The organism is Streptomyces sp. NPDC005774, assembly GCF_042871645.1.
GTDB classification, from domain to species: Bacteria; Actinomycetota; Actinomycetes; order Streptomycetales; family Streptomycetaceae; genus Streptomyces; species Streptomyces pratens.
On record NZ_JBIAIV010000001.1, the window covers coordinates 255,917 to 280,211 of the forward strand.

The 24,295-nt window shown below is 70.3% G+C and carries 19 protein-coding genes; 7 read left to right on the forward strand and 12 right to left on the reverse strand.

Features of this window, described 5'->3' with window-relative positions; genetic code table 11:
* Positions 1 to 27: 27 nt before the first annotated feature.
* From ACFYQA_RS01255 to ACFYQA_RS01270, 4 genes are all read right to left on the reverse strand, one after another.
* Positions 28 to 597 (reverse strand): DUF6879 family protein, encoded by a 570-nt coding sequence (locus tag ACFYQA_RS01255; RefSeq protein ID WP_388909819.1) that lies wholly within the window; start codon positions 595 to 597, stop codon positions 28 to 30.
* The gene (locus ACFYQA_RS01260; RefSeq protein ID WP_386398076.1) at positions 598 to 825 is read right to left on the reverse strand and encodes a hypothetical protein; all 228 of its coding nucleotides are present in this window, start codon (positions 823 to 825) and stop codon (positions 598 to 600) included.
* A gap of 261 nt (positions 826 to 1,086) precedes the next feature.
* Entirely contained in the window at positions 1,087 to 1,488 is a 402-nt protein-coding gene (locus ACFYQA_RS01265) for a hypothetical protein (RefSeq protein WP_388909822.1), read from the reverse strand.
* A gap of 61 nt (positions 1,489 to 1,549) precedes the next feature.
* Entirely contained in the window at positions 1,550 to 1,774 is a 225-nt protein-coding gene (locus ACFYQA_RS01270) for a hypothetical protein (protein WP_388909825.1), read from the reverse strand.
* Positions 1,775 to 2,051: 277 nt separating this feature from the next.
* Between ACFYQA_RS01270 and ACFYQA_RS01275 the strand changes: the two genes are divergently transcribed.
* Together ACFYQA_RS01275 and ACFYQA_RS01280 are read left to right on the forward strand one after the other, a co-directional pair.
* Positions 2,052 to 4,916: a putative dsRNA-binding protein gene (locus ACFYQA_RS01275; RefSeq protein ID WP_388909828.1), complete on the forward strand. Its 2,865-nt coding sequence runs from the start codon at positions 2,052 to 2,054 to the stop codon at positions 4,914 to 4,916.
* Entirely contained in the window at positions 4,903 to 5,499 is a 597-nt protein-coding gene (locus ACFYQA_RS01280) for a hypothetical protein (RefSeq protein WP_388909831.1), read from the forward strand. The genes ACFYQA_RS01275 and ACFYQA_RS01280 overlap by 14 nt, the downstream gene beginning before the upstream one ends.
* A 48-nt stretch (positions 5,500 to 5,547) precedes the next feature.
* Here ACFYQA_RS01280 and ACFYQA_RS01285 read toward each other — a convergent pair whose 3' ends face one another.
* The 6 genes from ACFYQA_RS01285 to ACFYQA_RS01310 form a co-directional block, all read right to left on the reverse strand.
* Positions 5,548 to 6,546: a hypothetical protein gene (locus ACFYQA_RS01285; RefSeq protein ID WP_388909834.1), complete on the reverse strand. Its 999-nt coding sequence runs from the start codon at positions 6,544 to 6,546 to the stop codon at positions 5,548 to 5,550.
* 320 nt (positions 6,547 to 6,866) lie between these two features.
* Entirely contained in the window at positions 6,867 to 7,499 is a 633-nt protein-coding gene (locus ACFYQA_RS01290) for an RloB family protein (RefSeq protein ID WP_388909838.1), read from the reverse strand.
* A complete protein-coding gene (locus ACFYQA_RS01295; RefSeq protein WP_388909840.1) occupies positions 7,453 to 8,793 on the reverse strand; it encodes an ATP/GTP-binding protein in 1,341 nt (446 codons plus the stop codon). The genes ACFYQA_RS01290 and ACFYQA_RS01295 overlap by 47 nt, the downstream gene beginning before the upstream one ends.
* Before the next feature lie 119 nt (positions 8,794 to 8,912).
* Positions 8,913 to 13,343 carry a BREX system serine/threonine kinase PglW gene (gene pglW, locus ACFYQA_RS01300; RefSeq protein ID WP_388909843.1) on the reverse strand — a complete coding sequence of 1,477 codons (4,431 nt, stop codon included), beginning with the start codon at positions 13,341 to 13,343 and terminating at the stop codon, positions 8,913 to 8,915.
* Positions 13,344 to 13,634: 291 nt separating this feature from the next.
* The gene (locus ACFYQA_RS01305; RefSeq protein ID WP_388909846.1) at positions 13,635 to 14,408 is read right to left on the reverse strand and encodes an SDR family NAD(P)-dependent oxidoreductase; all 774 of its coding nucleotides are present in this window, start codon (positions 14,406 to 14,408) and stop codon (positions 13,635 to 13,637) included.
* A 290-nt stretch (positions 14,409 to 14,698) separates the two neighbouring features.
* A complete protein-coding gene (locus ACFYQA_RS01310) occupies positions 14,699 to 15,403 on the reverse strand; it encodes an MOSC domain-containing protein (RefSeq protein ID WP_388909849.1) in 705 nt (234 codons plus the stop codon).
* A gap of 81 nt (positions 15,404 to 15,484) precedes the next feature.
* Here ACFYQA_RS01310 and ACFYQA_RS01315 point away from each other — a divergent pair, with 81 nt between their 5' ends.
* Positions 15,485 to 16,381 carry a LysR family transcriptional regulator gene (locus tag ACFYQA_RS01315; RefSeq protein WP_388909851.1) on the forward strand — a complete coding sequence of 299 codons (897 nt, stop codon included), beginning with the start codon at positions 15,485 to 15,487 and terminating at the stop codon, positions 16,379 to 16,381.
* Between the two features lie 169 nt (positions 16,382 to 16,550).
* Here the strand turns inward: ACFYQA_RS01315 and ACFYQA_RS01320 are convergent, their stop codons facing one another.
* A complete protein-coding gene (locus ACFYQA_RS01320) occupies positions 16,551 to 16,949 on the reverse strand; it encodes a WhiB family transcriptional regulator (protein WP_388909854.1) in 399 nt (132 codons plus the stop codon).
* Positions 16,950 to 17,329: 380 nt separating this feature from the next.
* Here ACFYQA_RS01320 and ACFYQA_RS01325 point away from each other — a divergent pair, with 380 nt between their 5' ends.
* From ACFYQA_RS01325 to ACFYQA_RS01340, 4 genes are all read left to right on the forward strand, one after another.
* Positions 17,330 to 17,941, forward strand: coding sequence for a response regulator transcription factor (locus ACFYQA_RS01325; RefSeq protein WP_003948568.1), 612 nt, complete (start codon positions 17,330 to 17,332; stop codon positions 17,939 to 17,941).
* 595 nt (positions 17,942 to 18,536) lie between these two features.
* Positions 18,537 to 19,124, forward strand: coding sequence for a sigma-70 family RNA polymerase sigma factor (locus tag ACFYQA_RS01330; protein ID WP_386398060.1), 588 nt, complete (start codon positions 18,537 to 18,539; stop codon positions 19,122 to 19,124).
* A gap of 175 nt (positions 19,125 to 19,299) precedes the next feature.
* On the forward strand, positions 19,300 to 20,808 hold the full coding sequence (gene guaB / locus ACFYQA_RS01335; RefSeq protein ID WP_388909857.1) for an IMP dehydrogenase: 1,509 nt from the start codon (positions 19,300 to 19,302) through the stop codon (positions 20,806 to 20,808).
* 223 nt (positions 20,809 to 21,031) lie between these two features.
* Positions 21,032 to 22,156 carry a GuaB3 family IMP dehydrogenase-related protein gene (locus tag ACFYQA_RS01340; protein ID WP_055630763.1) on the forward strand — a complete coding sequence of 375 codons (1,125 nt, stop codon included), beginning with the start codon at positions 21,032 to 21,034 and terminating at the stop codon, positions 22,154 to 22,156.
* An 876-nt stretch (positions 22,157 to 23,032) separates the two neighbouring features.
* On the opposite strand, the gene ACFYQA_RS01345 is transcribed toward ACFYQA_RS01340, so the two are convergent.
* Positions 23,033 to 24,241, reverse strand: coding sequence for a nucleotide sugar dehydrogenase (locus ACFYQA_RS01345; protein ID WP_388909860.1), 1,209 nt, complete (start codon positions 24,239 to 24,241; stop codon positions 23,033 to 23,035).
* Positions 24,242 to 24,295: the final 54 nt, after the last annotated feature.

A 24,295-nucleotide genomic window follows, 5' to 3' on the forward strand; every position in this document is an offset into this window, starting at 1 on the left:
CCAGGTCCCCGTGACTCGTGTGTCCACTCAGCCCGAAACGCGCGGCTGATCCAGATGGGTGTGGGCGAACTCCCGGTAGGGGACGGCGGACGCCTGGGCCACGTCGCGCCAGTGGTTCGCCTCGACGACCCGTCGCGGGTCGTCGATGATCTCGGCGGACGAGAAGCTCCCGTCCTCCTCGTAGTACATCGCCACCAGTTGCGTGGAGTCGAAGAGCCAGTAGTCGTAGTGCGGCAGCTCCGGCGGCCACTCCTGCCGGGACACGGGGAGGATCCGCACGTCCTCCCCCGCCTCGACCGTGTGCTCGTACGCCCACGCGCATTCGAAGCGGACGTAGTCGGACATCGGCAGCTCGACCACGTGCACCCGGCTCAGGATCTTTCCCGCCGCCACCGCCTTGGCGACGGTGCCGTCGATCCACTCCGCGATGCCGGGGAACTCGCCTCTCGACTCGCCCGAGAGGAAGCGTGCGAACTCGTCCTGCTCATAGGACACGTCATACCGCTGGAGGGCTTCCAGGCGGTATGCCGTGAACTTGAATTCGGTGAACAGGCGGTTGAATTCCTCGTCTGCCAGTGAAGAGAACCTGCGTCCCACCTACCGCCCCTCACTGTGTTGACTGTAGTACTGCTCCATGGCGCCGGCCACGACGTCCGCGGAGATACGGACGGCGCCCTCTCCCGGGAGGACGTTCTCCAGTTCCGAGAAGGTCGCGCTGTCCACGACGTGTCCCTGTACGACCAGCTCACCGGTCTCGCCCAAGTAGACCGTGGGGCAGCCGTTTCCGCCCGAGCCCTGGTCCTTGTACAGCTTGGTGAGCTTCATCCTTGCCCCTTCTGGATGGCAATCCCGGCTTGCGCAAGGCTAGAGTTGGCGCATATGACCGTCAAGATTTTCGCAGCCGAACGGGCAGGTCGGGCAACTTTGGCTGATTCCACTTCTTTCCCGGGGTGAAGATGCAATCATCTCAATGATCCGAGTGCATGCCCGCGAGAATTCCGATGTGACTTTTGATGCGGCCGTTACCAGCATCGAAGCAAGTGGCGGAGAAGCAGGCTCCGTGCGTGCTGTCCGGGCCGAGGGCGCTCAGTCGGCCCGCTCCCCGGCCGGGGCGTCCGGTGCGGGTGGAGTGCCGAACGTCACGGGACCGTGCAGGTCCCGTGCCTGCAGGAGGTTTCCCTGGGAACCGCCGCTGACGGTGTTGTGCACGTCTCCGGCTCCTGTGGGCGCCGCACTGCTCGCCTCATCCAGCCAGGCGGTGAGGGAGCGGGCGAAATCAGGGTCGTGAGCTGCCCGCCGCCGCAGCGCGTCGGCGAGCGCCTGCGCCCGGTCCGTGTCCTGAGGACTGTCCTCGAGATCCTCCAACTCCCGCAGTCCCGCAGCCGGTTCCTCCGGCTGTGCCCGATTGGCACGCGAGAACGGCCGGCGCACCAGCCTGCTGAGCGCTGCCCACGCCTGCGTGCCGGCAGCACCTCCGGCGCCGCTCACGAGTGCCACGAGAAGCCCCGCCGAAATGGGATCCACCCGATCCCCACCTCCCCCCTGCCGATCACGGACCGTACGGGATGTATAGCAGTTCGTGCACCCCCTGTCCCGGGCTCTCGGGGAAGCCGGGCAGTAGCTCGCGGCCGCCCGCCTCCCAGTAGCGGGCGATCAGACCGGCCTCGTGGGCGAGCAGGACCGTGCGCGGACCCGAGCGCTCCACGAGATCCACCACCCGCTGCCGGACCCGCTCGGCCGCCGACCACGTGTACGAGGCGAGCGCCGCGCCCATCCGTATCGGGCCGGTCTCCCACGCCCGGAGGTCGCGTCAACCCGGCTGGCCCGACGATCCGTGACGTAATGACCCGTGCTGCCGAACCCCTCCCGAACCGGTCGACGTGGACGTACGCTCACCTGGGGGTTCCGCTGTGACCACCGAGGCCGGTGAGATGCGGCGGAACGAGGAGGGGTAGCGAGAAGGCCGGGCAGTGTCCGTCCGTATGAGCCGGGGGAGCGCGCGACGCCGCCCGTTGTCGTGCGGCCCGGGTCACCCGGCCAGGGGGAGGGCCATGAACCGCTGGGTCGGCATCGTCTCGCTGCGGGAGACCGCGGCTCCGACGCCCGTGCACAGGATCGCGCTCGCCATCGAGGCCGCACGCGCACGGACGTCGTACAGCCTGGGCGGACGGAAGGTCTCGTACGAGCGGATGCGCCGGGCGCTGCGCAGGGTGGGCCAGACGTACGCGGCACGCTCGGAGTGGGACAGGTGGTCGTACTGCGTCGACCTGGCCGGTGACTTCTTCGACGGCGGCGTGCCCCCGGCCGGTCTGCCCCCCTGGCTCACCGTCAAGCTCCAGGACCTGTTCGACGGGGACGGCATGCAGGGAAGGGGGGGCCGGAGCAGGAAGGCTCCACAGCGCACCATTCCGAGCCGCGACCGCCGAGGCGCGCCGTCCGAGCATGGGGGCCGGACGACGCCCCCCACGAAAGCCCGGCTCACTACCCGGCAACCCCCGCAGCCCGAGCCGGTCCGGCCCTATTCCCGCGCCGTACGGCAGCTCGCCGCCCGCGACGTCACCTACCCGGCGCTGTGTAAGCCGCCCCTCACACTGGTCGGCACCTACGGGGAAGTAGTCCGCGACGCTGTGGGAAAGGCCGTGCGAGGGTGGGACGCCGGACCCGAGGAGACCGCCTGGCTCGGCCTGGCCGCCGAACACCGCAGCCACCTCTACGAAAGCCGGCACACCGACCAGGTCACCCCGCACGTGCTCGGCCTGCTCGACCGGCTTGGCGGCACCGCGCTCGACGTGATCCTGCTCGACGCCTACGGGCGGTGGGCCGCTCCGCACAAGCCGGGAGAGCAAGCCGCCGAGCACGCCCGGCGGCGCAGCGCTGCGGAGACCGCACTGGGGCGCTGGGCCGCCCGCCATGGCCTGGCCCGTATGGGCGCGGGCGAGGCACAGCAGCCCGCCCGGTCCGTGGCCGAAGGAGTCGCCCGGCAGGTCATCGGAGTCCTCAGCCTCTGCGGTAAGCACCAGGTCGCCCGCCGACTCGTCGCCGCCGTCTGGCCCGACCTCGACCGTCCGTCCACGGAGCTCGTCACCGATTTCGTCACCCTGGCGAACACGGCCTTCTGTACGGAAGGGCTGGTCTACGACTACGAAGAGGAAGGGCCCGACCACAGCAAGGTCTTCTGCGCCACGGCCCGCACGGACTCCGGCCGCAGGGCCGAGGGCACCGGAGCGTCGAAGAAGGCCGCGCGGGCGGCCGCGGCCCGTGCCCTGCTGGACAGGTACCCGCAGGCGACCGGAACGGTGAACGCACGGCAGAAGGCGGAACCGGCGGCGAACCGCACGACCATGTCACCGCTGCCGTACGCCCAGCCGGGAAACCGGCACCGGGACGCCATGAGCGACCTGGCGGCGATGTTCGAACTCGGCCACCGGGCGGACGGTCTCCTCGCCCAGGGGCTCACCCACGCTTCCTGGGTCAAGGAGAACCCGGCCACCGCGCACGCGGCCCGCCAGCGCGACAACCAGCTCCTGGCGCACCACGGCTCCCACGTCATCGAACACCTCGCGGCTCACGTCAGAGCTCGCCTGACGCTCGCCCGCAGCCTCACCCCGGACGAGGACGAGGCCCGCGTCCACAGCATTTCGGAAGAGGACACCGCCCGGCTCGGCGGCACTCTCCAACTCGCGGAAGGTCTGCTGACCGGCCGCGGCGAGAGCGGGCAGCGCCGCAGCCTGGTGTCGGGCGCCGCCCAGGCGGCGGTCGCCGCGGCCTGGCGTACCCACGGGCCGCGAATGCTGCTACGGCGGCCCGCAGTTCTGGACGACTGGCTCACCGGACTGGAACACCGACTCGACACGGTGACCCTCCTCGCCGCCATGACCGCCGCCTACGGCATCGACCACGACTACGAGTACGTCGTCTCGGGACCGGAGCACCTCACGAGCTACACGGCCACCGTCATCCTGCGGGACACGCGTGGCCGTGTGCACCGGTGGACCGAACCGCTCGTCGAAGCCTCCGGGAAACCGGCAGCGAGGAAGGCGAGCGCCGAAGCAGTCCTCGACATCCTCGCCACCCCCGTCAACGGTGTCGTCGACGACCTTTCCGCCCCGGAACGGGACCTGCTGGCCTATCTGCTCCGCGCCCAGATCGACGGCCTGGGCCCGACCACCGAACGGCAGCGCGCCCGGGTTATGGCCCGCGGCGATCTCGGCACCGACCTCCTTGCCACCGGCGACACCAAGGCGTTCCTCACCTGGGCCGATCACGTCACGGCCCTGCTCGGCCCCGCAGGGGACCAGGCGCCCGAGGCGCTGCGCGAGCTGTACCGCAAGGTCGTCGACGACACCCGGCGCGGGCCGCGCTCCTTGCTGCGCCGCATGGCTGCGGAAGCCGGCACTGACGCCGGCGGCGTGGTGCGACGTCACGCCGCCGAAGCCGTCCGACGCGCGGCCGCCACGGCGCCCCGGGCCGCGTCGGTACGGGACGTCGTACAGGACTGGTGGCGCGACCAGGCGCCACGCACCGGTGTCACGGTCCGCGACGACATGCGGCAGGAGACCTTCCTGCCGCTGTCCGTCCACCTTGGCGCGTTGAACGAGACGCTGACCTGGTGCGGTGAGGCGGCCGACGCCGTGGGTACTCCGGTGGACATCGAACTGACCATTCAGGACGGCACGCTGCACCTGTGGATCGGGCTGCACGGCGTCGACGTCCACGCCACCTGCGACGAATTGGCCCAACTCCTGTCCCGCACCCTGCCGTACACCGATTGCCTCGTCGATGACGACCATGTATTGCTGCGTCTGCACAGCAGGCCCGAAACGCAGACGCTGTCCTCCGTGGCGGCAGCCGGGCTGGACGCCTACCTGTCCGAACACGCATCGCGAAGCAAGGAGCCGACCTGTGACATCCCGTAAGTCATCCCGCAGCGCTCCCGACCACGGCGACTGGGCGGTTCCGTACCAGCCCGCCGACGTGGCCGACCTCGATCCGGCGACCGCCGACCGGCGGGGCGGGATACCGAACCCGCCCTTGACAGACGCCGTGTACCGGGTCGTCGAGACCGAGGGGCCGATCCACCGGCAGGTCCTCCTCCGGCACCTGGGTGAGCTGTTGTACAAGCCCAAGCCGACGAAGGCCCGAGTGGACACAGCGGTGGATCAGCTGCGGGACGAGGGCCGGATCGCCGAGGCGGACGACTTCCTCGACGTTCCCGGCCGGCCGTGCGCACAGGCCCGTTGGCCGCTGCCAGGCCTCACCTCGCGGCCCGTCGAGCACATCGCACCGGCCGAGCGCCGACGCGCGCTGCTCGGCCTCGTCGAAGACCGGCCGCGCACCCTCGGAGCGGAGAAGGCCGTTGCCGAAGCCCTGGCGCTCTTCGGCTGGTCCGCACGGAACGGAGCAGCACGCGCCAAACTCATGGCGGACCTGTACCGACTCCGCGACACCGGTGCGGTCACCGGCTGGCCGGACAAGCTGGAACCGGCTGAGGAAAGTTGAACGTGGCCCTCGGCCGGGGCCCCGACTGAGCACGTGAACGAACGCTGCCTAAATCCCCCGCTCGTGCTCACGTACGTAGGTGTAACCGCGGGGCAGTTCGTGCGGCCCGGCCAGGCCGGCTCTCTTGTGATCTTCTCGGTAGGCGGCTTTCGCCTCAGGGCTCGCTTCCTTGCCGAGGTGGCCAATGCGCATCAGGTGTCCCGACACGCGATGGGCGCTGGTGCTGTACGCGGTGCCTTCGTCATTCCGAAGATCCTCGCGTTCCGCCACCCGAAGCGCCGGGGCGTAGCAGAGCAGCGGAACCGGCGTCTCTCCACGCCGTGCGGGATAGTGCAGCATGGCTGCTCGGTTGACGCTGCCCTGCTCCCACGTGAGGATCCCGCGCGAGAGCAACCGGTCGACAGCCCCACGGATCTTCTTCGCCGGAGGCCGCTCCGTCTGCGCACGCTCGATGGTGTTGCGGAGCAACGCCTCCCGCGGGAGCAGGGCCCGGCCCTTCTCGTCGAGGTACCCGAGCTCACGCAACGCGTTCAGCACGAGTTCCTCCACCCGGTCCACGCGGGCGTCGAACGCCGCGAGTTCACGGGTCATGATTCTCGGGTCGTAGTCGTAGCGGACCACGGTGCCGCCGAAGACCACGGGCTTGTCCAGCGGGGTGAAGGCCAGCCGGAGCTTCCCCCATGTCTCCCACCGCACCGACACACGCGTTCCGGGGAGGACGAAAGGCTGCCACCTCACCCCTGTCAGCAGTGGCTCAGCACCCTCCACCCGGAGCCTGGCACCCTCCTGCTCGTCCAGGACCCCGATGCGGTGACGCCCTCGCAAAAATATGAGGTCCAGCGACTCATGAGGGGAGGCCCGGTCAGCCATCTCGGCCGGCACGGGGCATGTGCCGTGCAGGAGATGCTCGACACGCACATGGAACTTCCACTCGACGGTGCGCCCGGTGTTGATCACCGAGTAGGGCAGCCCACTTTCATGTTCCTCCACGACGACCCGCGCGAGGTCCTCGGACTGAAGGGACGACGCCCGAGTATCCGCGACCACCGACGGCCCACCGGTGCCTTTCCGCGCTTGCTGATCGCTCTCCGCAGCCGAGGCAGTAATGCGTCCGTAACAGCCGTTGCACAGCAGAGAATCACCGCGGACGGCGACAAGACGTGCGGTCTTTGCCGAGGTGCACCGCGAGCAGATGAAGGGAACAACCGACTCCAACCGGACGAGCTGCACGCTGCCACGAGGCGGATGGATCTTGATGACCCTCTTGCCGAGAAGCTCTTCACCGACGTTCATGCCCACCCGCCCCCTGGCTACCCTGTCGTCCCGATTCTCCCTCAGCCGCGGCAGGGGCCGAAGACAAGTACGGCTCAGGTCTGCGGATACACCGGCACGATGTGCTCGACCAGTCGCCACATTCCGGTCGACGGGTTCCTCTTGTGCTCCTCACCCGGCTTCGCCAGCTCCCGTGCCCGTTCCACTGCCTGCGGCCAGGTCTGCCGGTAGAGATCGAAGGCGAACCGGTCCGCGACCTTGCTGTAGCCATGGTGGTGGGGGACGAGGTGCCGCTCGGCGTGCCGGAAGCCGTCGACCGGGGCACGGTGGTCGCGGAAGTGGAGCAGCAGCCACAACTCGAAGCACGGATTCGACAGGGCGACGTCGATGTCCTCGCTCCGGGCCAGCCGCAGCGCCTCGTCGAGATGCGCGAAGTCATCCACGTCCAGGACGCACCAGGTGCGCGAATAGTGGTCGCCCGCACGCCTGCGCTCACCCGCCGCGTGCCGGACCACGGACACCGGATCCTGCGGACAGACCTTGACCCGGACATCCACGGCACGATTGTCGACCACTCTCAAAAGGCCTTTGAGATATGCCGGTTCGGTGTTCCTCGCCCCGCACACCACCAGGATCGTCGGTAACGAATCCCGATACGCCGGCCTGCGGCGCAGCGTGGACTCACGCCTCGGAGCCCTCCGGCCGTCCCGCTTCGGATCCCTCGCCACCCGTTTCCCCCCGCCCGGCGATCGCCAGCGTGAACGTGTCGTCGACCATGGGCACCGCGCCGTAGCTCCCGCTCAGATAGCGCCGCTCCCGGTTCTCGTCCTGGCGCGGCCGGAAGTCGGACAGCGGATACAGCGAGCTCTCTCCGAACTCGTTCTTCGTCACGAACCAGATCTGGTCCCGCTTCAGAATGTCCTCCCCGGCCCTACGGCCCAGCAGGCTCACGTCATGACTGGTGAACAGCAATTGAGCGCCCCTCGGGTTGCGCTCCGGGTCCTGGAAGAGACCGACCAGGAACGCGCTGAGCCGCGGGTGCAGGCTGCTGCCCAGCTCGTCCACCACCAGGGTGCCGCCGCGACGGGCCACTCCCTCCAGCGTGAACGCGTACTCCACCAGTGCCTGCGTACCGGCGGACTCCGCGTCCAGCGGTACCTCGAACGGACCGTTCCTGCCGGTGTGCCTCAACAGCAACTCGTGGCGTGTCCGTCGGTGGGGCCTCGGCATGTCGAAGAGCGTGTCCTTTTCGGCGCCCCGGGGAGCGGACCGCGATGAGTACAGCTCCTCCTCGACTGTCTCCACGCGGAAATCCTCGATCCCGAGGTCCGCGACGCGCAGCAGGTCCCGTAGATGGGCGGGCTCTCCCTGTCGGTCCAGCCGACGTGCGAGGTTCCTGAGCATCAGCGCGCGGTGCATCGGCCCATTCGTCAAGGAGCCGCCAAACACCAGGTCGCTCCGGAACCACCGGTATACCGGGTAGACGACATCCGTGACCCTCTTCGATCGGGCGGCCATCGAAAGGAACAGCGCGTTGGGAGCCGTCACGTCGGCGACCGTGTGGAGTTCCTTGGGACGGTCCTGCGTGCTGCCGACACGGAAGTCGTCCCCGGTCCGCTCGAACACCACCCGCCTGCGCCCCTCCGGGTAGGCGTACAGCCACTCGCCGACGACACACTCGTCGTCCACCTCGAAGCCGTACACGTACCTGACCCCGCGCACCAGGAGGTCGGCGATATACCAGGACGAGTCCGTCTCCCGGACGTCCGAGAGGAACGGCTGTCTGCTCACACCCTCGCCGTCCTCCGCCAGGAGATGCGAGCGATTCACCATCTCCGCCATGTAGCGCAGCGCGTCGACGATATTCGATTTACCGGCCGCGTTCGAACCGAAGATGCCCGCGACCGGTACCGCCTCCCATGCGGTGCCCGGCGGCCGGTCCCCTTCGTACACCGGTTGAAGCTGCCACTCCAGCTCCTCGCGGATCGAGCGGTGATTGGCCACCCTGAAGTTCAAAAGCATGAGCACCTCCTCCCGCAGGCTAGTTTCACCGCGTTTCGTGCAAGTGAATCGCCGGTAGGGGGAGGTGGCAAGCGAAACTGGGCAGTTAGGCGTCAGAATAAGCCTTACGTGGGAGGCCGTCAGGGCCGCACCGGCGCGGACCGGAGGCCCTTCACGAAGAGGCTGTCCAGCACCTCCCACTCGCTGGCCCGGTCCACCACCTCCACGGTGCGGCCGTCCAGCACGGGTGTGGCACGCGGGTCCTCCACCGGCAGCAGCAGCCACAGACCGTGCGGGACGTCGGCCGGCCGCCTGGCCGCCTGCTGGAGAGAGGCCAGGAGTTCACGGCCGCCCGCCTCCCAGTAACGGGCGATCAGACCGGCCTCGTGGGCGAGCAGGACCGTGCGCGGACCCGAGCGCTCCGCGAGATCCACCACCCGCTGCCGGACCCGCTCGGCCGCCGACCGCGTGTACGAGGCGAGCGCCGCACCCAGCACGCCGGTCACCGTGAACTTGGCGTCCGCCTTCAACAGGGCCTGCCAGCGCACGGACTGCTCCTCGGCCAGCTCCTTGAGCGCGTCCAGGAACAGGGTGTTCAGCGGGACATCGGTCACCTCGAACCGCTCCGCCAGTGCCCGCGCGGTCCCCGGCAGCTCGGCGCCCTTCAAGGTCAGGGCCACGAAACCGCCCCGGCGGCGGGCCTCGCCCAGCCGCGCGGACAGCACCTCACGCGGATCCCTGCCCTCGGCGATGCGGCCCTGCGCGGCGGCGTAGAGAGAGCCGGTGCTCGTCAGGACCGAGGAGGACAGTCCCATCCGGCTGCCCGGACCCTGCTGCTCCTTGGGGAAGAAACGGCGCCGCTCCTGGTCGTGCACCAGAGGGAACCCCGACTCCGTCAGAGCCTCCGCCAGCTCCACGTACGTCGTCTCGTCCAGCACCGTGAGACCGGGGAACCGCGCACGGACCCGGGAGAGCAGGTCCGATGTCGTGATACCGGTCTCGGGGCGGACACCCGCCGGTGCCTGCGAGATGCGTAGGGCGCGAGCCAGGCCGAGGGAGAGCGGGAACAGTTCCAGCCGGGGGGAGAAGGCCACACCACCCGTCATCGACGCGGCCAGCTCCACCAGCCGGGTGTCGGCGAGCGGCGCCATGCCTTCGGGTGCCGGTAGGGAACGCAGCTCCCTCAGCACGGTCGCGCGACCGGGCAGCGGGTCGCGCCCGGCCAGGTCGGCGGCCTGTTCGCCCAGCAGGGTCGCGTAGTCGGCGAGTTCGGCGGGCGTCGGGTCGTCGGCGCCCGGCTGGTCCTCCAGAGCGATGACGACCCGGCCGCCCCGGCGCTGCACGGCGAACCGGGCCGGGAGCTCGGCCCCGTCGGCGGGCTCGGCGGACCCGGGTCCGGGCAGCTCCTCGTCCCGCTTGCGGATCTCCGTCTCGACCGCGGCCCGCACCACGGCCAACGCCTTGGCCTGTGCCTCGGCCGGATCACCCGTGCCCGCGCCGTGCCGGACCCGCAGCTCCGACGCCAACTCCTCGGCCGTGCACACCCGGTCCCGGTCGGTCAGGATCGCCACCAGCTCGTCCCGCACCCTGACCAGCCACGGCAGCTCGGCCCACGCCGCGATCGCCGCCTGCTGGTTCTGCGAAACGGTCGGCTGGCTGATGCCCAGAGCCTTCGCGATCAGGCTCTGTGCCGGCCACGGCTCCATCGCCTCCCCGGCCTCCAGCACCCCCGGAAGCTGCAAGGTGGCCCGCACCACGTCCGGACGGGGACGTGTGCGGCGCTTGCCCGCCGGAGGAGTGAGGCGCGCGGCCAGCGTGTCGACCGACTCCAGTACCTCCTCCTGCGCATCGGGCAGGATCTCCGCGGGTTTCTTCGCGGCGGGCCGCCGGCGCAGTGCCTGCGTCCACTGGCGGTGGCGGCGGTTCAGCTCCTTGCGGATCGCGTTGCCGGCACCGCGGGCCCGGGAGATGTAGTGCGGCGGGATGTCCAGGAGCTGCTCGACGGTATGGGCCTTCAGGCCCTCGGCGACCGACACGGCCCGGGGAGACAAGCCCGCCGCCGCGAGAGGCGTCCTCAGCCCGGCTGCCTCGGCCGCCTGCTCACGGGCGTCCTCCAAGTCCTCCGCACCGATACCGACCGTGGCCGGAGTCGTCGCGGGAGGTGCCGCGTCCGCCCTGCGGAAAACCTGCCGCCACGCCTCCTGCACCTGCCGCAGACTGTCGTACCGCTGCTCCACGTCCCGGTGCAGCGCCCGCTCGAGGAACCCCTTCAGCCCCTCGCTCAGGGCCTGCGGGAACAACTCGGCCGACACATGCAGCTCCGCGTCCGCGACCAGTCGCGGATCGCCCTGCCCGTCCCCCCATACGGGCCGCTCCCCGGAGGCCATCTCGTGCAAGGTGACCGCGGCGGCGTACCACTCGGCGTGATCGTCGTAACGCGAACGGCCCACCCCGCCGAGGAACGGATCGAGATACCCGCGCGTGCCCGCGTGCACGTCCTGGTCCGGAGCGTCGGCCAGCGAGAAGTCGAACAGCATCAACTGCCAGGAGCCGTCACTGCGCTTGAACAGACCGAGGTTGTCCGGCTTGACGTCCCGGTGCCGCACCCCGCGCGCGGCGAGGGCGTCGAGAGCGTCGAACAGGTCGTTGCCGAACCGCTCCAACTGGTCGTACCCCAGCGGGCCCTGGTCGCGGAGCCGCGATCCGAGACTCACCGGCTCCCGGTCGTCCCCGCCGCGGAAACCGCCCGCGTACTCGATCTCCAGAACCGTGTGACCGGCCAGCTCGCGCGGCTCGGCGAGCAGCTTCACGATGCGCCCGCCGCCCACCTCCTTCAGCGCCTTCGCCTCCGCGTGCAGGCGGGCTTCCTTCTCCTGGTCCAGGGCCACCTTGAACACACGGAGGGAATCCTCGCCGTCCTCGGCGGAGGTACGGCGGACCAGGAGCGCGCGAGCCGTGGCGCCGGTACCGAGCACCCGCGCCACCGTCCAGGTGCCGTCCAGCGGCTGCCCCGGCTGCACCGTAAGGGGCTCGACGGCCGGGCCGCCCGTGGACTGCGGCGCCGCCGCGTCCGCCTCGGCCGCCGCCAGCAGCTCCAGGAACTCGTCGACCGACGCCGGACGGTCCCTCACATCGGCGGCCGTGGCCCGGAAGACGAGAGTGTCGAGAGCGGCCGAAACGGAATCGGAGACGGCATACGGATGCAGGCCCTTGTCGCTCTGCAGCCGCTCCAGCATGGCGCTGCGCCGGTCCGCTGGGGAACGTCCCGTGAGCAGCAGATAACTGAGCGAACCGAGACCGAAGACGTCCAGGTCGACCGGATCGGCGAACTCCTGGGCCGTCTCCGGCGCCAGATAGACCTGTGCGGTGTCCGCGATCAGCCCTCCGTCCAGCGGAGTGTCACCGAGTGAGCGGTGCATCGTCGTCTCGAAGTCGCGCGCGGCCGTCTGCCAGTCGGCGATCCGCAGGACGGGCTCACTGCCGTCCTCACGCGCCGAGACGTACACCGACCGGGCGGACAGCGCCCGATGGTACAGGGAACGGTTGTGCGCATAGCGCACCGCTTCGGCGAGCTGACGTACCAGGTCCAGCCGCTGAGCAGGGGCGAGCTGCCCGCCGTACGCATCCAGGTAGGCGTCCAGCCGGAGATCCGACTCGCGGTGCCGGAAGAGGATCGCCGGACCGCCCTGGTGCTCACGGATCTGTGCCGCCTGCACGATGCCGCGGTGGTTGATGCCCTGCAACACCTGGTACTCGCGGCGGGCCGCACGGTCCACCTTCGCGCGCTGCTCGTCGGACGCGGCGGCACCGGACAGGTATATACGGACACGACCGCTCTCCTGGACCAGTCCGTCGTCGCGCACCGCCAGCCGGTCCTCCCAGCCGGGGCCCGCGTCGAGCGCGCGGGGCTCGAGCTTCCAGTCGTCCCCGAAACGCAGGTGCGCGGTGGAGTGGCTGATGCCGATCTTCTGCATCAGCCGTTCCAGGCGCTCGCTGATCACAGGAGTGACGCGCCAGTTCTCCCGCTCCGGCGGACGGCCCAGCAGGTCGTCCCAGATCTTCGGCAGGCCGCTCGCGCCGTCGTTGCGGCCGAAGACGGACGTGCGCTGGAACTCGTCCAGCGCGCTCACCAGACCGGGATCGTGGAGGAAAACGGCCGGCTTGATGAACGGGACGTCCCGGGGAGACAGACCGAGCGTCCGGGCGGCGCGCTCCAGCTGCCCCTTCAGCTCCTTGGCCTTCAGGTCGGTCAGGTGGAGGGGGTTGCGCAGGGTACGGACCCGGTCGCCGTGGAACTGCCAGGTGTCACCGTGGTTCACGACCCGGCCGGGGTGCCCCTTCAGCTCCAGCAGATACAGGCCGCCGGGCACGGCGATCAGCACATCGCACTCGTTGGTCCTGCCGGACGCCGCGGTGAACTGAAACGTCGCCCACGCCCGGTACGGCTCGGTCCGCGGCATCAGACCGCGAACGTGGTCCAGCCCCTCCTGCTCCCACCGGAAGCCCGATCGCCGCGGCTGGAACCAGCGCTCACGAGGAGCGGGAGCAGCCGGTTTGGGGACAGCGGACACCGAGCACCTCCGGGAGACGGCGGCGGAAGCGGGGACAGCCACGCCGCAGCGTGCCGGGTCTCCCCTGAAGACACGTCCAGAATCCTAGTCGCCGCCTCCGACAGCGGATGTGCGCTTCCTCTGCCCAGTGGAGCGGGGCCGCTTTCGAGCACAGCTCAGAGCTTCGTGGCTCCGGAGTCCTCAGCTCTGCCGGTCCCACCCGCAGTTCTGGACAGTCGCACTGCCATTGGCCACCGCCATGACCGCCCAGGCCCGGGCGGTCATGGCGGTCCGATCGGCCGTGGCGGTCCGCTACTGCGGGCCGTACTTGCGACCCGTCCGTGAGGAGAAGCCGCCCAGGACGCCGCGCGGCACCAGCTTCGCCGCCCCCATCAACGCCTTGTACCGCGGATCCGGGATCGACACCGACTTGCCGCGGGACAGGTCCGCGAGGGCCGCCTCGGCCACCTTGTCCGCGTCCAGCCACATCCAGTTCGGGATGTTGTCCGTCCCCATCCCCGCCCGTTCATGGAACTCGGTGCGTACGAAGCCGGGGCACAGCGCCATCAGCCGTACGCCGTTGCCCGCCAGGTCCTGTGCTGCACCCTGGGTGAACTGCACGACCCACGCCTTGGACGCCCCGTAGGTGCCGCGCGGCACGAACGCCGCGGTCGAGGCGACGTTCACGACGCCTCCGCGCCCGCGCTCCCGCATCGCCTCCACCGCCGCCGTCGTCAGCCGGAGCACCGCCTCGCAGTGCACCTTGAGCATCCTCAGCTCGTCCGCCATGGAGACCTCGAGGTACCGGCCCTTGTTGCCGAAGCCCGCGTTGTTGATCAGCAGGTCGACGGGGTTCTTACGATCACCCAGTCGCTCGGCCACGGTCTCGATGCCCTTGTCCTCGGACAGGTCGGCCGTCAGCACCTCCGCCTCGATGCCATGACGGTCGTGGAGCTCGGTCGCCTGCTCCCGGAGTCTGCCGATGTCGCGGGCCACCAGCACCAGGTCATGCCCGTCGGCCGCCAGCCGCCGCGCGAACGCGGCACCGATGCCGGCCGTCGATCCCGTAATCAGAGCGGTTGTCATGGCGCAAGACTAGTTACCCGGAGTCGGGGCGTCCGGCCGGCATCACCGTCCCGGGCGGTGCACTGAAGCCCGGCCGGATCAGTCGTTCCCGCGCCCGCCCCTCAACCCGCCCCACCCTTCCACCCGTTTCCGTCTCCGTTTCCGTCCCCATGTCCGGCATGGCCCGGCGGGGTACCGGTCGATTGGCCGGACGACCGGACGACCGGACGACCGGAAGGCCGGTCAAGAGCAGGTGCTCGGTGCTCGCGGGACGGCTCTGCAGTCCGTGGCCGGTGAGCGGCGACCGCCCGTCAGGAGTCCTGGACCGCGCCGGACTTCACTCCGGGGTTCTCCTGGTATTTCTCCTTGTACTTCCGTGCCCTCGCCAGTACCTCCGGGTGGAGAGCGTCGCCCGCCGCCGGCAGCAGCGGCAACAGCGTCTGCTCGGTCGTCACCGCCCGGAACTGCAGAGCGACCGTCACCTCGTGATCCGGCCGGTGCACGATCCGTATCGCGTCGCCCGCCCGGATCCCACCGGGCCGGACCACCCGCAGATACGCACCCGGCGCGCCCCGCCGCGTGAACCGCTTCACCCAGCCCTTCTCACCCAGGTGGCCCTGGAAGGTGCGGCAGGGAACGCGCCCGGAGGTGACCTCCAATATCACCTCGGACCCGATGGCCCACCGTTCACCGATCCGGGCACCGGAGAGGTCGATTCCCTCTGTGGTGAGGTTCTCCCCGAACGAGCCGTTCGGCAGCGTGCGCCCCAGCACGCCTTCCCACTCGTCGAGGTCCTCGCGGGCCATCGCGTACACCGCCTGGTCGTTGCCCCCGTGGTGCCGCGTATCGCACACCGCGTCCCCGGCCAGTCCGCTCGCGCCGAACCCTTTCGGTCCCGGCGCCGCCACCCGCACCGGTCCGTCCACCGGCTGCTTGCCGATGCCGGTCAGGCCCTCGGGTTGATCCGTGTACGGCACGGCCTCGGGGCGACCCAGGTTCACAGACAGAAGCTTCATGGGGCGCACCGTAAGCGCTGCGGATTCAAAGCGTCGAAGCGATATTCGGTGCCGCATCAAAGGGCGGCTTATTCTTGGGGCGTGATCGAGGCCCGTCATCTCCGAGTACTGCGCGCCGTGGCCGCCACCGGTTCGTTCTCCGCGGCGGCCAGGGAACTGGGCTGCACCCAGCCTGCCGTCAGTCAGCAGATGAAGGCGCTGGAGGCGTCCGTCGGCACACCGCTGCTCGTCCGCACCGGACGGGAGATGCGCATGACGCAGGCCGGGGACGCGCTGGTGCGCCATGCCGCCGGCATCCTCGCCGGGCTGACGGCCGCCGAGGAGGAGGTCGCCGCGATCGCCGGGCTGCGGGCGGGGCGGGTGCGGCTCGTGTCCTTTCCCAGCGGCAGTTCGACGCTCGTCCCGACAGCCCTCGCCGCGCTCCGCGAAGCCCACCCGGGCACCCGTGTCTCCCTGGAGGAGGCCGAACCGCCCCGGTCCGTCGAGATGCTGCGGGAGGGCGACTGCGACGTGGCCCTCGCCTTCCGCTACGAAGGGGCGGCGGGCGCGGAGGAGTGGGACGACCTCGTCGTGCGGCCGCTCCTCACGGACCGGCTCGTGGGGCTCCTGCCCGAGCGGCACCCGCTGGCGCACGCGGAGTCCCTGGCCATAGGGGAACTCGCCGAAGAACCGTGGATCGCCGGCTGTCCGCGCTGCCGGGGGCAGCTGATAGAGGTGTGCGAGACGGCCGGTTTCACCCCCCGCATCGACTTCGCGACCGACGACTACCCCGCTGTGGCCGGCCTGGTCGGCGCGGGGCTCGGGGTGGCCGTCCTGCCCCAGCTGGCCATCGAGTCCGTACGGCCCAGGGGTGTGCGCACTGTCGCGCTGGAGCCCGCGGTGCGGCGGGAGATCGTCGCCCTGACCCTCCCCGACCTCGCCCAGGTGCCCGCGGTCGGCGCGACACTCGACCAGCTGGCGCGCGCGGGCGGCCGTTAGCCGGGACCCGGCACTCAAGGGAGCCGGCCTCTCCCGTCCCGCCCCTTCTCGAGTCCGGTCCGGTCCGCCGTCTCCTCTCCGCCGTCGCCCCGCAGGGACAGGGACGCCGGACACCCCCGCGAAAAGCTAAAAGGGCACACGTGTGCGCCCGATGTGAAGAAACGTTCCTTCAGTTGTTCGAAGCGGCGTGCTCGCCGACCGACGCGACCGACGCCGGGACCGGCGTCGACACCGCCGACGCCGTCGGCGAACCCGGTGCCGATGTCGCTGCCGGTGCCGATACCAGCCGGTGGCGCGCCCGGCCCATCAGTTCTTCGCGCTCGTCCTCGGTCAGTCCGCCCCACACGCCGTACGGCTCGCGCACGGCCAGGGCGTGGGCGGCGCACTCGGCGCGTACCGGGCACCTCATGCAGACCTCTTTGGCCGAGTTCTCGCGAGCACTTCGTGCCGCACCGCGCTCACCCTCGGGGTGGAAGAAGAGCGAGCTGTCCACCCCGCGGCACGCGGCCAGGAGCTGCCAGTCCCACAGGTCCGCGTTCGGTCCTGGAAGGCGGGAGAAATCTGCCATTACGTGACCCCTAGTAGCCGTTCTGGGCGGATCCGGTGTCCACGACCGTACAACTGCGATCCAAGGAGATGAAAATATGACTCATTGCGAATCTAGCCTCAGACACCAACAAATGGGAAGAAAAGGGGCCGAACGGGGCACGGGTTGTGATGAAAGTTCGAGGGTCCCCCGCGCGTGCCTGCACCGTGTCCGTCCCCTCACGTAGAGTGCCGAAGACGGCAGACGGCCCCGTAACTCTTTTGAGTGACCGTCGTTGAGAGTGCGAGGCGGTTGAAGGAACAAGCGCTCGGGCAGGTGTCCGAAGCGGTCGACCGCACGGGTGACGATTTCGTACCAGCCTGGAGGCTCAAGGTGACGCGCATCAGCTGCGGAGGGCGGTCATGACTTCCGTCCTCGTCTGCGACGACTCCCCGCTTGCCCGAGAAGCGCTTCGCCGCGCGGTCGCGACCGTGCCCGGCGTCGAGCGCGTGACGACGGCTGCCAACGGCGAGGAAGTTCTCCGCCGCTGGGGAGCCGACCGCTCGGATCTGATTCTGATGGACGTGCGCATGCCCGGCCTGGGGGGTGTCGAGACCGTCCGGCGACTGCTGTCCGCCGACCCCGGCGCGCGGATCATCATGCTCACCGTCGCCGAGGACCTCGACGGCGTGGCGCTCGCGGTGGCCGCCGGCGCCCGTGGCTATCTGCACAAGGACGCCTCCCGCGCGGAACTGCGTGCGACGGTCACGCAGGCCCTCGCCGACCCGACCTGGCGGCTCGCCCCGCGGCGGCTGCGCTCGGCGGAGATGGGCGCCGCGCCCACGCTCACCGCGCGTGAGATCCAGGTCCTCGAAGGCATGAGTCACGGCCGCTCCAACGCCGAGATCGGCCGTGAACTGTTCCTCTCCGAGGACACCGTCAAGACGCACGCCCGGCGGCTCTTCAAGAAGCTCGGAGCGTCGGACCGGGCCCATGCCGTGGCACTCGGGTTCCGGTGGGGCCTGGTGCGCTAGGGCCTGCCCTTCGGATCGGCCCGGTTTCGGTGTACGGCACCGAGCGGCGGCCGGCGGGTGGGGGGTGGGGGCGCGCGGGTGAACCCGCCAGGACCGCACCCGCCCGGCCCGCACCCGTCCGGACCGCGTCTGCCAGGCCTGCGTCTGCGAGGCCCGCGTCTGCCAGGCCTGCGTCTGCGAGGCCGGCGTCCTTGCGGGATCGCGTCGAAGACGGGCGACGTTCTCTGGCGCGGGCTGCCGTCGCCCGTCCGGACGCGGTCCGCGGTCCGTGGTCCGTGGTCCGGTAGGGCGCCTACCCCGCCGGACGGCCTCGGGCCGATCCGGACGTCAGGTCCCGCGGTCGTCCGCGCGCACCTCGTCGGCAGGGACGTGAAATGCCCGGTTCGCCAGGGCGTCGAAGGCGGTGGCCGGGTGCCCTGTGCCTGTTTCGCCGCGGATGACGCATCCTTGAGGTGTGGAGTTCCTTGGGGACAAGTCGGTCGAGCGGAAGAGGAGGGCGCAGGGGATGAGTTCCGCCGCACCTGCTCATAACGCTTCGGTGCACAACAACGGACGGGGTGCCGCAGAGCCGATGCCCGCAAGGCACCATGGACCGATGCGCGACGACGAGGCGGGCACTGCCCAAGGGGCGATCGGTGCGCTCGTCCACCGAGCCGTCGACGGGGACGAGCAGGCCACGCACGATCTGCTCGCCCATGTCCACCCCCTGGCACTGCGGTACTGCCGCACCCGGCTGTCCCGGCTCCCGGGCGACGCCCGGCACTTCGTCGAGGACCTCGCCCAGGAGGTCTGCGTAGCGGTGCTCCTCGCACTGCCCCGCTACAAGGACACCGGCCGCCCCTTCGAGGCGTTCGTCTTCGCCATCGCCGCACACAAGGTCGCCGACCTGCAGCGCGCCGCGATGCGTCGTCCCGGCCTGACAGCGGTGCCCTCCGACGAGATGCCCGAGCGTCCCGACGACTCCCTCGGTCCGGAGGAGCGCGCCCTGCTCAGCAGCGACGCCGAATGGGCCAAGAAGCTGATGGCCAACCTGCCCGAGAATCAGCGCGAACTGCTTCTGCTGCGGATCGCCGTGGGCCTCACGGCGGAGGAGACCGGCCAGATGTTGGGAATGTCACCCGGTGCCGTCCGGGTCGCCCAGCACCGCGCCCTGAGCCGGCTGCGCGCCCTGGCGGAGCAGTAACCGCCGTTGCGGAAACCATCCGCCGCCCGGCCGCCCCTTGGACAATGAACGGGCGCCCGGCCGATTCCGTACGAACATACGAAGACCGGAGCTCTGTGGAATCGTGGAATGAGACACCTCTCATTCCCGTTAGCATGGACATCCGCACCGATCAAGGCCATTTGGGGAAGGTGTCATGACTGCGAACGTCGACGGAGTGCCCGGTAAATTCGCGACACTCGGGCTGACCTACGACGACGTGCTGCTGCTGCCGGGCGCGTCGGACATGGCGCCCGACGAGATCGACACCGCCTCGCACGTCTCCAGGAACGTGCGGGTCAACGTCCCGCTGCTGTCCGCCGCCATGGACAAGGTGACCGAATCGCGCATGGCGATCGCGATGGCCCGCCAGGGCGGCGTCGGCGTCCTGCACCGCAACCTGTCCATAGAGGACCAGGCGAACCAGGTCGACCTGGTGAAGCGCTCCGAGTCCGGCATGGTCACCGACCCCATCACCATCCACCCGGACGCCACCCTCGCCGAGGCAGACGCCCTGTGCGCCAAGTTCCGCATCAGCGGCGTCCCGGTCACCGACGGTAACAAGAAGCTCCTCGGCATCGTCACCAACCGCGACATGACCTTCGAGACCGACCGCTTCCAGCCGGTGCGCGAGGTCATGACGCCGATGCCGCTGGTCACCGGCAAGGTCGGCATCTCCGGCGCGGACGCCATGCAGCTGCTGCGCCGCCACAAGATCGAGAAGCTTCCGCTGGTCGACGACCACGGCGTTCTCAAGGGCCTGATCACGGTCAAGGACTTCGTCAAGGCCGAGCAGTACCCGAACGCCGCGAAGGACGGCGAGGGCCGGCTGCTGGTCGGTGCCGCGGTCGGCGTCGCCGGCGACGCCTTCGAGCGCGCCCAGGCGCTGATCGGGGCGGGCGCCGACTTCATCGTCGTCGACACCGCGCACGGCCACTCCCGCCTCGTCGGCGACATGGTCGCCAAGATCAAGTCGAACTCCACCGGCGTCGACGTCATCGGCGGCAACGTCGCCACGCGCGACGGCGCGAAGGCCTTGGTCGATGCGGGCTGCGACGGCATCAAGGTCGGCGTCGGCCCCGGCTCCATCTGCACCACGCGCGTCGTCGCAGGCGTAGGAGTGCCGCAGGTCACCGCGATCTACGAAGCCGCGCTCGCCGCCAAGGAGGCCGGCGTCCCGGTCATCGGCGACGGCGGCCTGCAGTACTCCGGCGACATCGCCAAGGCCCTGGTGGCGGGCGCCGACACGGTGATGCTGGGATCGCTGCTCGCGGGCTGCGAGGAGTCTCCGGGCGAGTTGATGTTCATCAACGGCAAGCAGTTCAAGTCGTACCGCGGCATGGGGTCGCTCGGCGCGATGCAGACCCGCGGCGACCGCAAGTCGTTCTCCAAGGACCGTTACTTCCAGGAGGGCGTCGCCTCCGACGAGCAGCTCGTCCCCGAGGGCATCGAGGGCCAGGTGCCCTATCGCGGCCCGCTCTCCTCCGTGGTTCACCAGCTGGTCGGAGGCCTGCGACAGTCGATGTTCTACGTCGGCGGCCAGACCGTGCCCGACCTGCAGGCGAACGGCCGCTTCGTGCGGATCACCTCCGCGGGGCTCAAGGAGAGCCACCCGCACGACATCCAGATGACCGTGGAAGCACCCAACTACAGCAACAAGCGCTGACAGCCCGCGCCCGCGTAGGGCCGTTCGGCAACGACGGGCCCCCCTACGCGCCTCGTGTGTACGCGTGTGCAGGCCGTACGACGGGGTGCACGGGCGCGTGACAGTCGTCCGAGGGCGGTCCGGGAGAGATCCGGGCCGCCCTCCCCGTTCGTCCGGGGCGATGCAGTGCGGGACTGTCGGGGATACTGGAAAGTGCTGCAACGCATAGGGAAAGGCCACAAACGTGACTGAGATCGAGATCGGGCGCGGCAAGCGCGGCCGCAGGGCGTACGCCTTCGACGACATCGCCGTCGTCCCCAGCCGCCGTACGCGGGACCCGAAGGAGGTCTCGATCGCCTGGCAGATCGACGCCTACCGCTTTGAGCTGCCCTTCCTGGCCGCCCCCATGGACTCGGTCGTCTCGCCTGCCACGGCGATCCGCATCGGTGAGCTCGGCGGCCTCGGCGTGCTGAACCTCGAAGGACTGTGGACGCGGTACGAGGACCCGCAGCCGCTGCTCGACGAGATCGCCGAGCTGGACGCGGAGACGGCCACGCGCCGCTTCCAGGAGATCTACGCCGCTCCCATCAAGGAGGAGCTGATCGGGCAGCGCATCAAGGAGGTGCGCGACTCGGGTGTGGTCACCGCGGCCGCGCTCTCCCCGCAGCGCACCGCGCAGTTCTCCAAGGCCGTCGTCGACGCCGGCGTGGACATCTTCGTGATCCGCGGTACGACCGTCTCCGCGGAGCATGTCTCCGGCTCGCACGAGCCGCTCAACCTGAAGCAGTTCATCTACGAACTCGACGTCCCGGTGATCGTCGGCGGTTGCGCCACCTACACCGCGGCCCTGCACCTGATGCGTACCGGTGCGGCCGGTGTCCTGGTGGGCTTCGGCGGCGGCGCCGCGCACACCACCCGCAATGTGCTCGGCATCCAGGTCCCCATGGCCACCGCGGTCGCGGACGTGGCCGCCGCCCGCCGTGACTACATGGACGAGTCCGGCGGCCGGTACGTGCACGTGATCGCTGACGGCGGTGTGGGCTGGTCGGGCGACCTGGCCAAGGCGATCGCCTGCGGCGCCGACGCGGTGATGATGGGCTCCCCGCTCGCGCGTGCCACCGACGGTCCGGGCAAGGGCAACCACTGGGGCATGGAGGCGGTGAACGAGGAGTTGCCGCGCGGCAAGAAGGTCGACCTCGGCACCGTCGGCACCATCGAGGAGATCCTCACCGGCCCGTCGCACACGCCCGACGGCTCGATGAACCTTTTCGGCGCCCTGCGCCGCGCCATGGCCACCACCGGCTACAGCGAGCTGAAGGAGTTCCAGCGCGTCGAGGTGACGGTGGCGGACTCGCAGCACCGGCGATGACGTGACGCCGCGCTCGCCCTGAGCGCGACACCCTTGAGGCGACGACGGGGCCCGGCCATCCATGTGGGGATGGCCGGGCCCCGTCGTATGTCGTGAGGGCGGTGCCGTGGCGGTGCCGTGGCGGTGGGGGCGCGTGGGGCGGCAGAGGGGCGCGGGGTTGCCTTCGACGTGCATATCGGGAGATGGGCCGATTCGGGGCGGTGGCGTCCATGTCCGGCGGCTCGGCTCTCCGGGTCGCCCCCTTCCAAGGAACACGTTCCGGACCCCGCCTTCGGGGCCGGCCCGATTCCGAACGGGCCGCCCTACCGGGCTGACGGGCGGCCTCGTGGAAGGGGGCGTGCCCATGGGCCGTCACCGCAAGCCCACCCGCCGGGACCGGACCCGTCTGTGGACGGTGAAGTGCCGGAGGAGGTGGATTTTGCGGATTTTCGGACGGTGAGCGGCCACCGTTCCTCTGGCCCGGGCAGGGGTGAGTCTGCCCGGGCCCGCACGCCCCGAACGGTCCTGGGCGCTCCCCTTACTGCCTCAAGGGCGTGGGAGGTGCCCCCAGGTCTCCGGCGTACTCGACCTCGGGGCGGTGACACGCATCCTGTGCGTGGTCCGGGCCCGGGAGGCCGGTTTCCTGCGCGATCCGGCCACATGGGTACGGCCGGAGGCGACGGGGAGGCCCTGAACCATCACTCCGGTGGAGCAGGGGCCCCGCTCACCGGCGCCGTACCCGGCGCCCGGATCGCACGATCACGTCACCCCGGACGGCCCACGGCACCGCAGGCCCGGAAGCCGACCCTCACACGAACGAGTTACACCGCCCCTGTGCGTATTCTCCGGCAAGCAGCTGACGCCCCCTGGAGCGCGGTGAGCCGCGGGCGCCCCCTCTCACAACCGGTGCGCTGCCCCCGTCGGGGTGGCCCCGCGCGTGTCCAGCAGCAGCTGGGCCTTCACGGACAGGCCCTGGAGGTCGTATGTGCGGTGCTGCTGGAGCAGGATCGTCAGGTCGGCGTCGGCGGCGGCCTCGTACAGGGAGTCCGCGCGGGGGAGGGGGCGGTCGAGCACGCTCCAGGACGGGACGTGCGGGTCGTGATAACTGACGGAGGCGCCCAGCTCCATCAACCGCATCGCGATCTCCCGCGCCGGGCTGCCCTGCTGGTCGGCGAGGTCGGCCTTGTAGGTGACGCCGAGGAGCAGCACGCGTGCGCCGCGGGCCGACTTGCCGTGCTCGTTGAGGAGTGCGGCGGCGCGCTGTACGACGTAGCAGGGCATCCGGCCGTTGACCTGCTGGGCGAGTTCCGCCATCCGCAGGGTGCGGCCCGTGTGGGCGGTCAGGTCCTGGGCGACGGCGTGGCCGCCGACGCCGGGGCCGGGGCGGAAGGAGTGGAAGCCGAAGGGCTTGGTCTCCGCGCAGCGGATGACGTCCCACAGATCGACACCCAGGTCGTGGCAGAGCACGGCCATCTCGTTGACGAGGGCGGTGTTGACGTGCCGGAAATTGGTCTCCAGCAACTGCACGGTCTCCGCTTCCCGCGGGCCGCGCGCGCGGACGACCTTGTCGCTGAGCCTCCCGTAGAACGCGGCGGCCGACTCGGTGCAGGCCGGCGTGAGTCCGCCGATGACCTTCGGCGTGTTGGCGGGGGTGAAGTCACGGTTGCCGGGGTCGACGCGGCTGGGGGAGTAGGCGAGGTGGAAGTCACGGCCCGCGCGGAGGCCGGATTCGGATTCGAGCAGGGGGCGGAGGCGTTCCTCGGTCGTTCCGGGGGGGACCGGGGACTCGAGGATCACCGTGGTGTGCGGTCGCAGCCGCGCGGCCAGGGTGCGGGCTGCCGCTTCCACCTGGCCGAGATCCAGCCCGCCTTCCGCGCCGCGCGGGGTCGGCGCGCAGATGACCGCGGTACGTACCCGGCCGAGCTCGGCGGGGCCGGTGATCGCGCGGAATCCCTGCGCGACCATGCGGCGCAGCTCGGCGGGGCTGAGGGAGGAGGCCTCCGGGCCGGTCCGGTAGCCGATGGTGGGGATGCCGGCGGCGACGGCGGCCTGGGCCAGGGGCAGGCCGTACGGGCCGAGTCCGATGACGGCGAGATCTGCGGGCATGGCGTGGGCCGTCCTTCCCAGTAACCGAAGCGGGACAGGCGCGCAAGTCCTGTG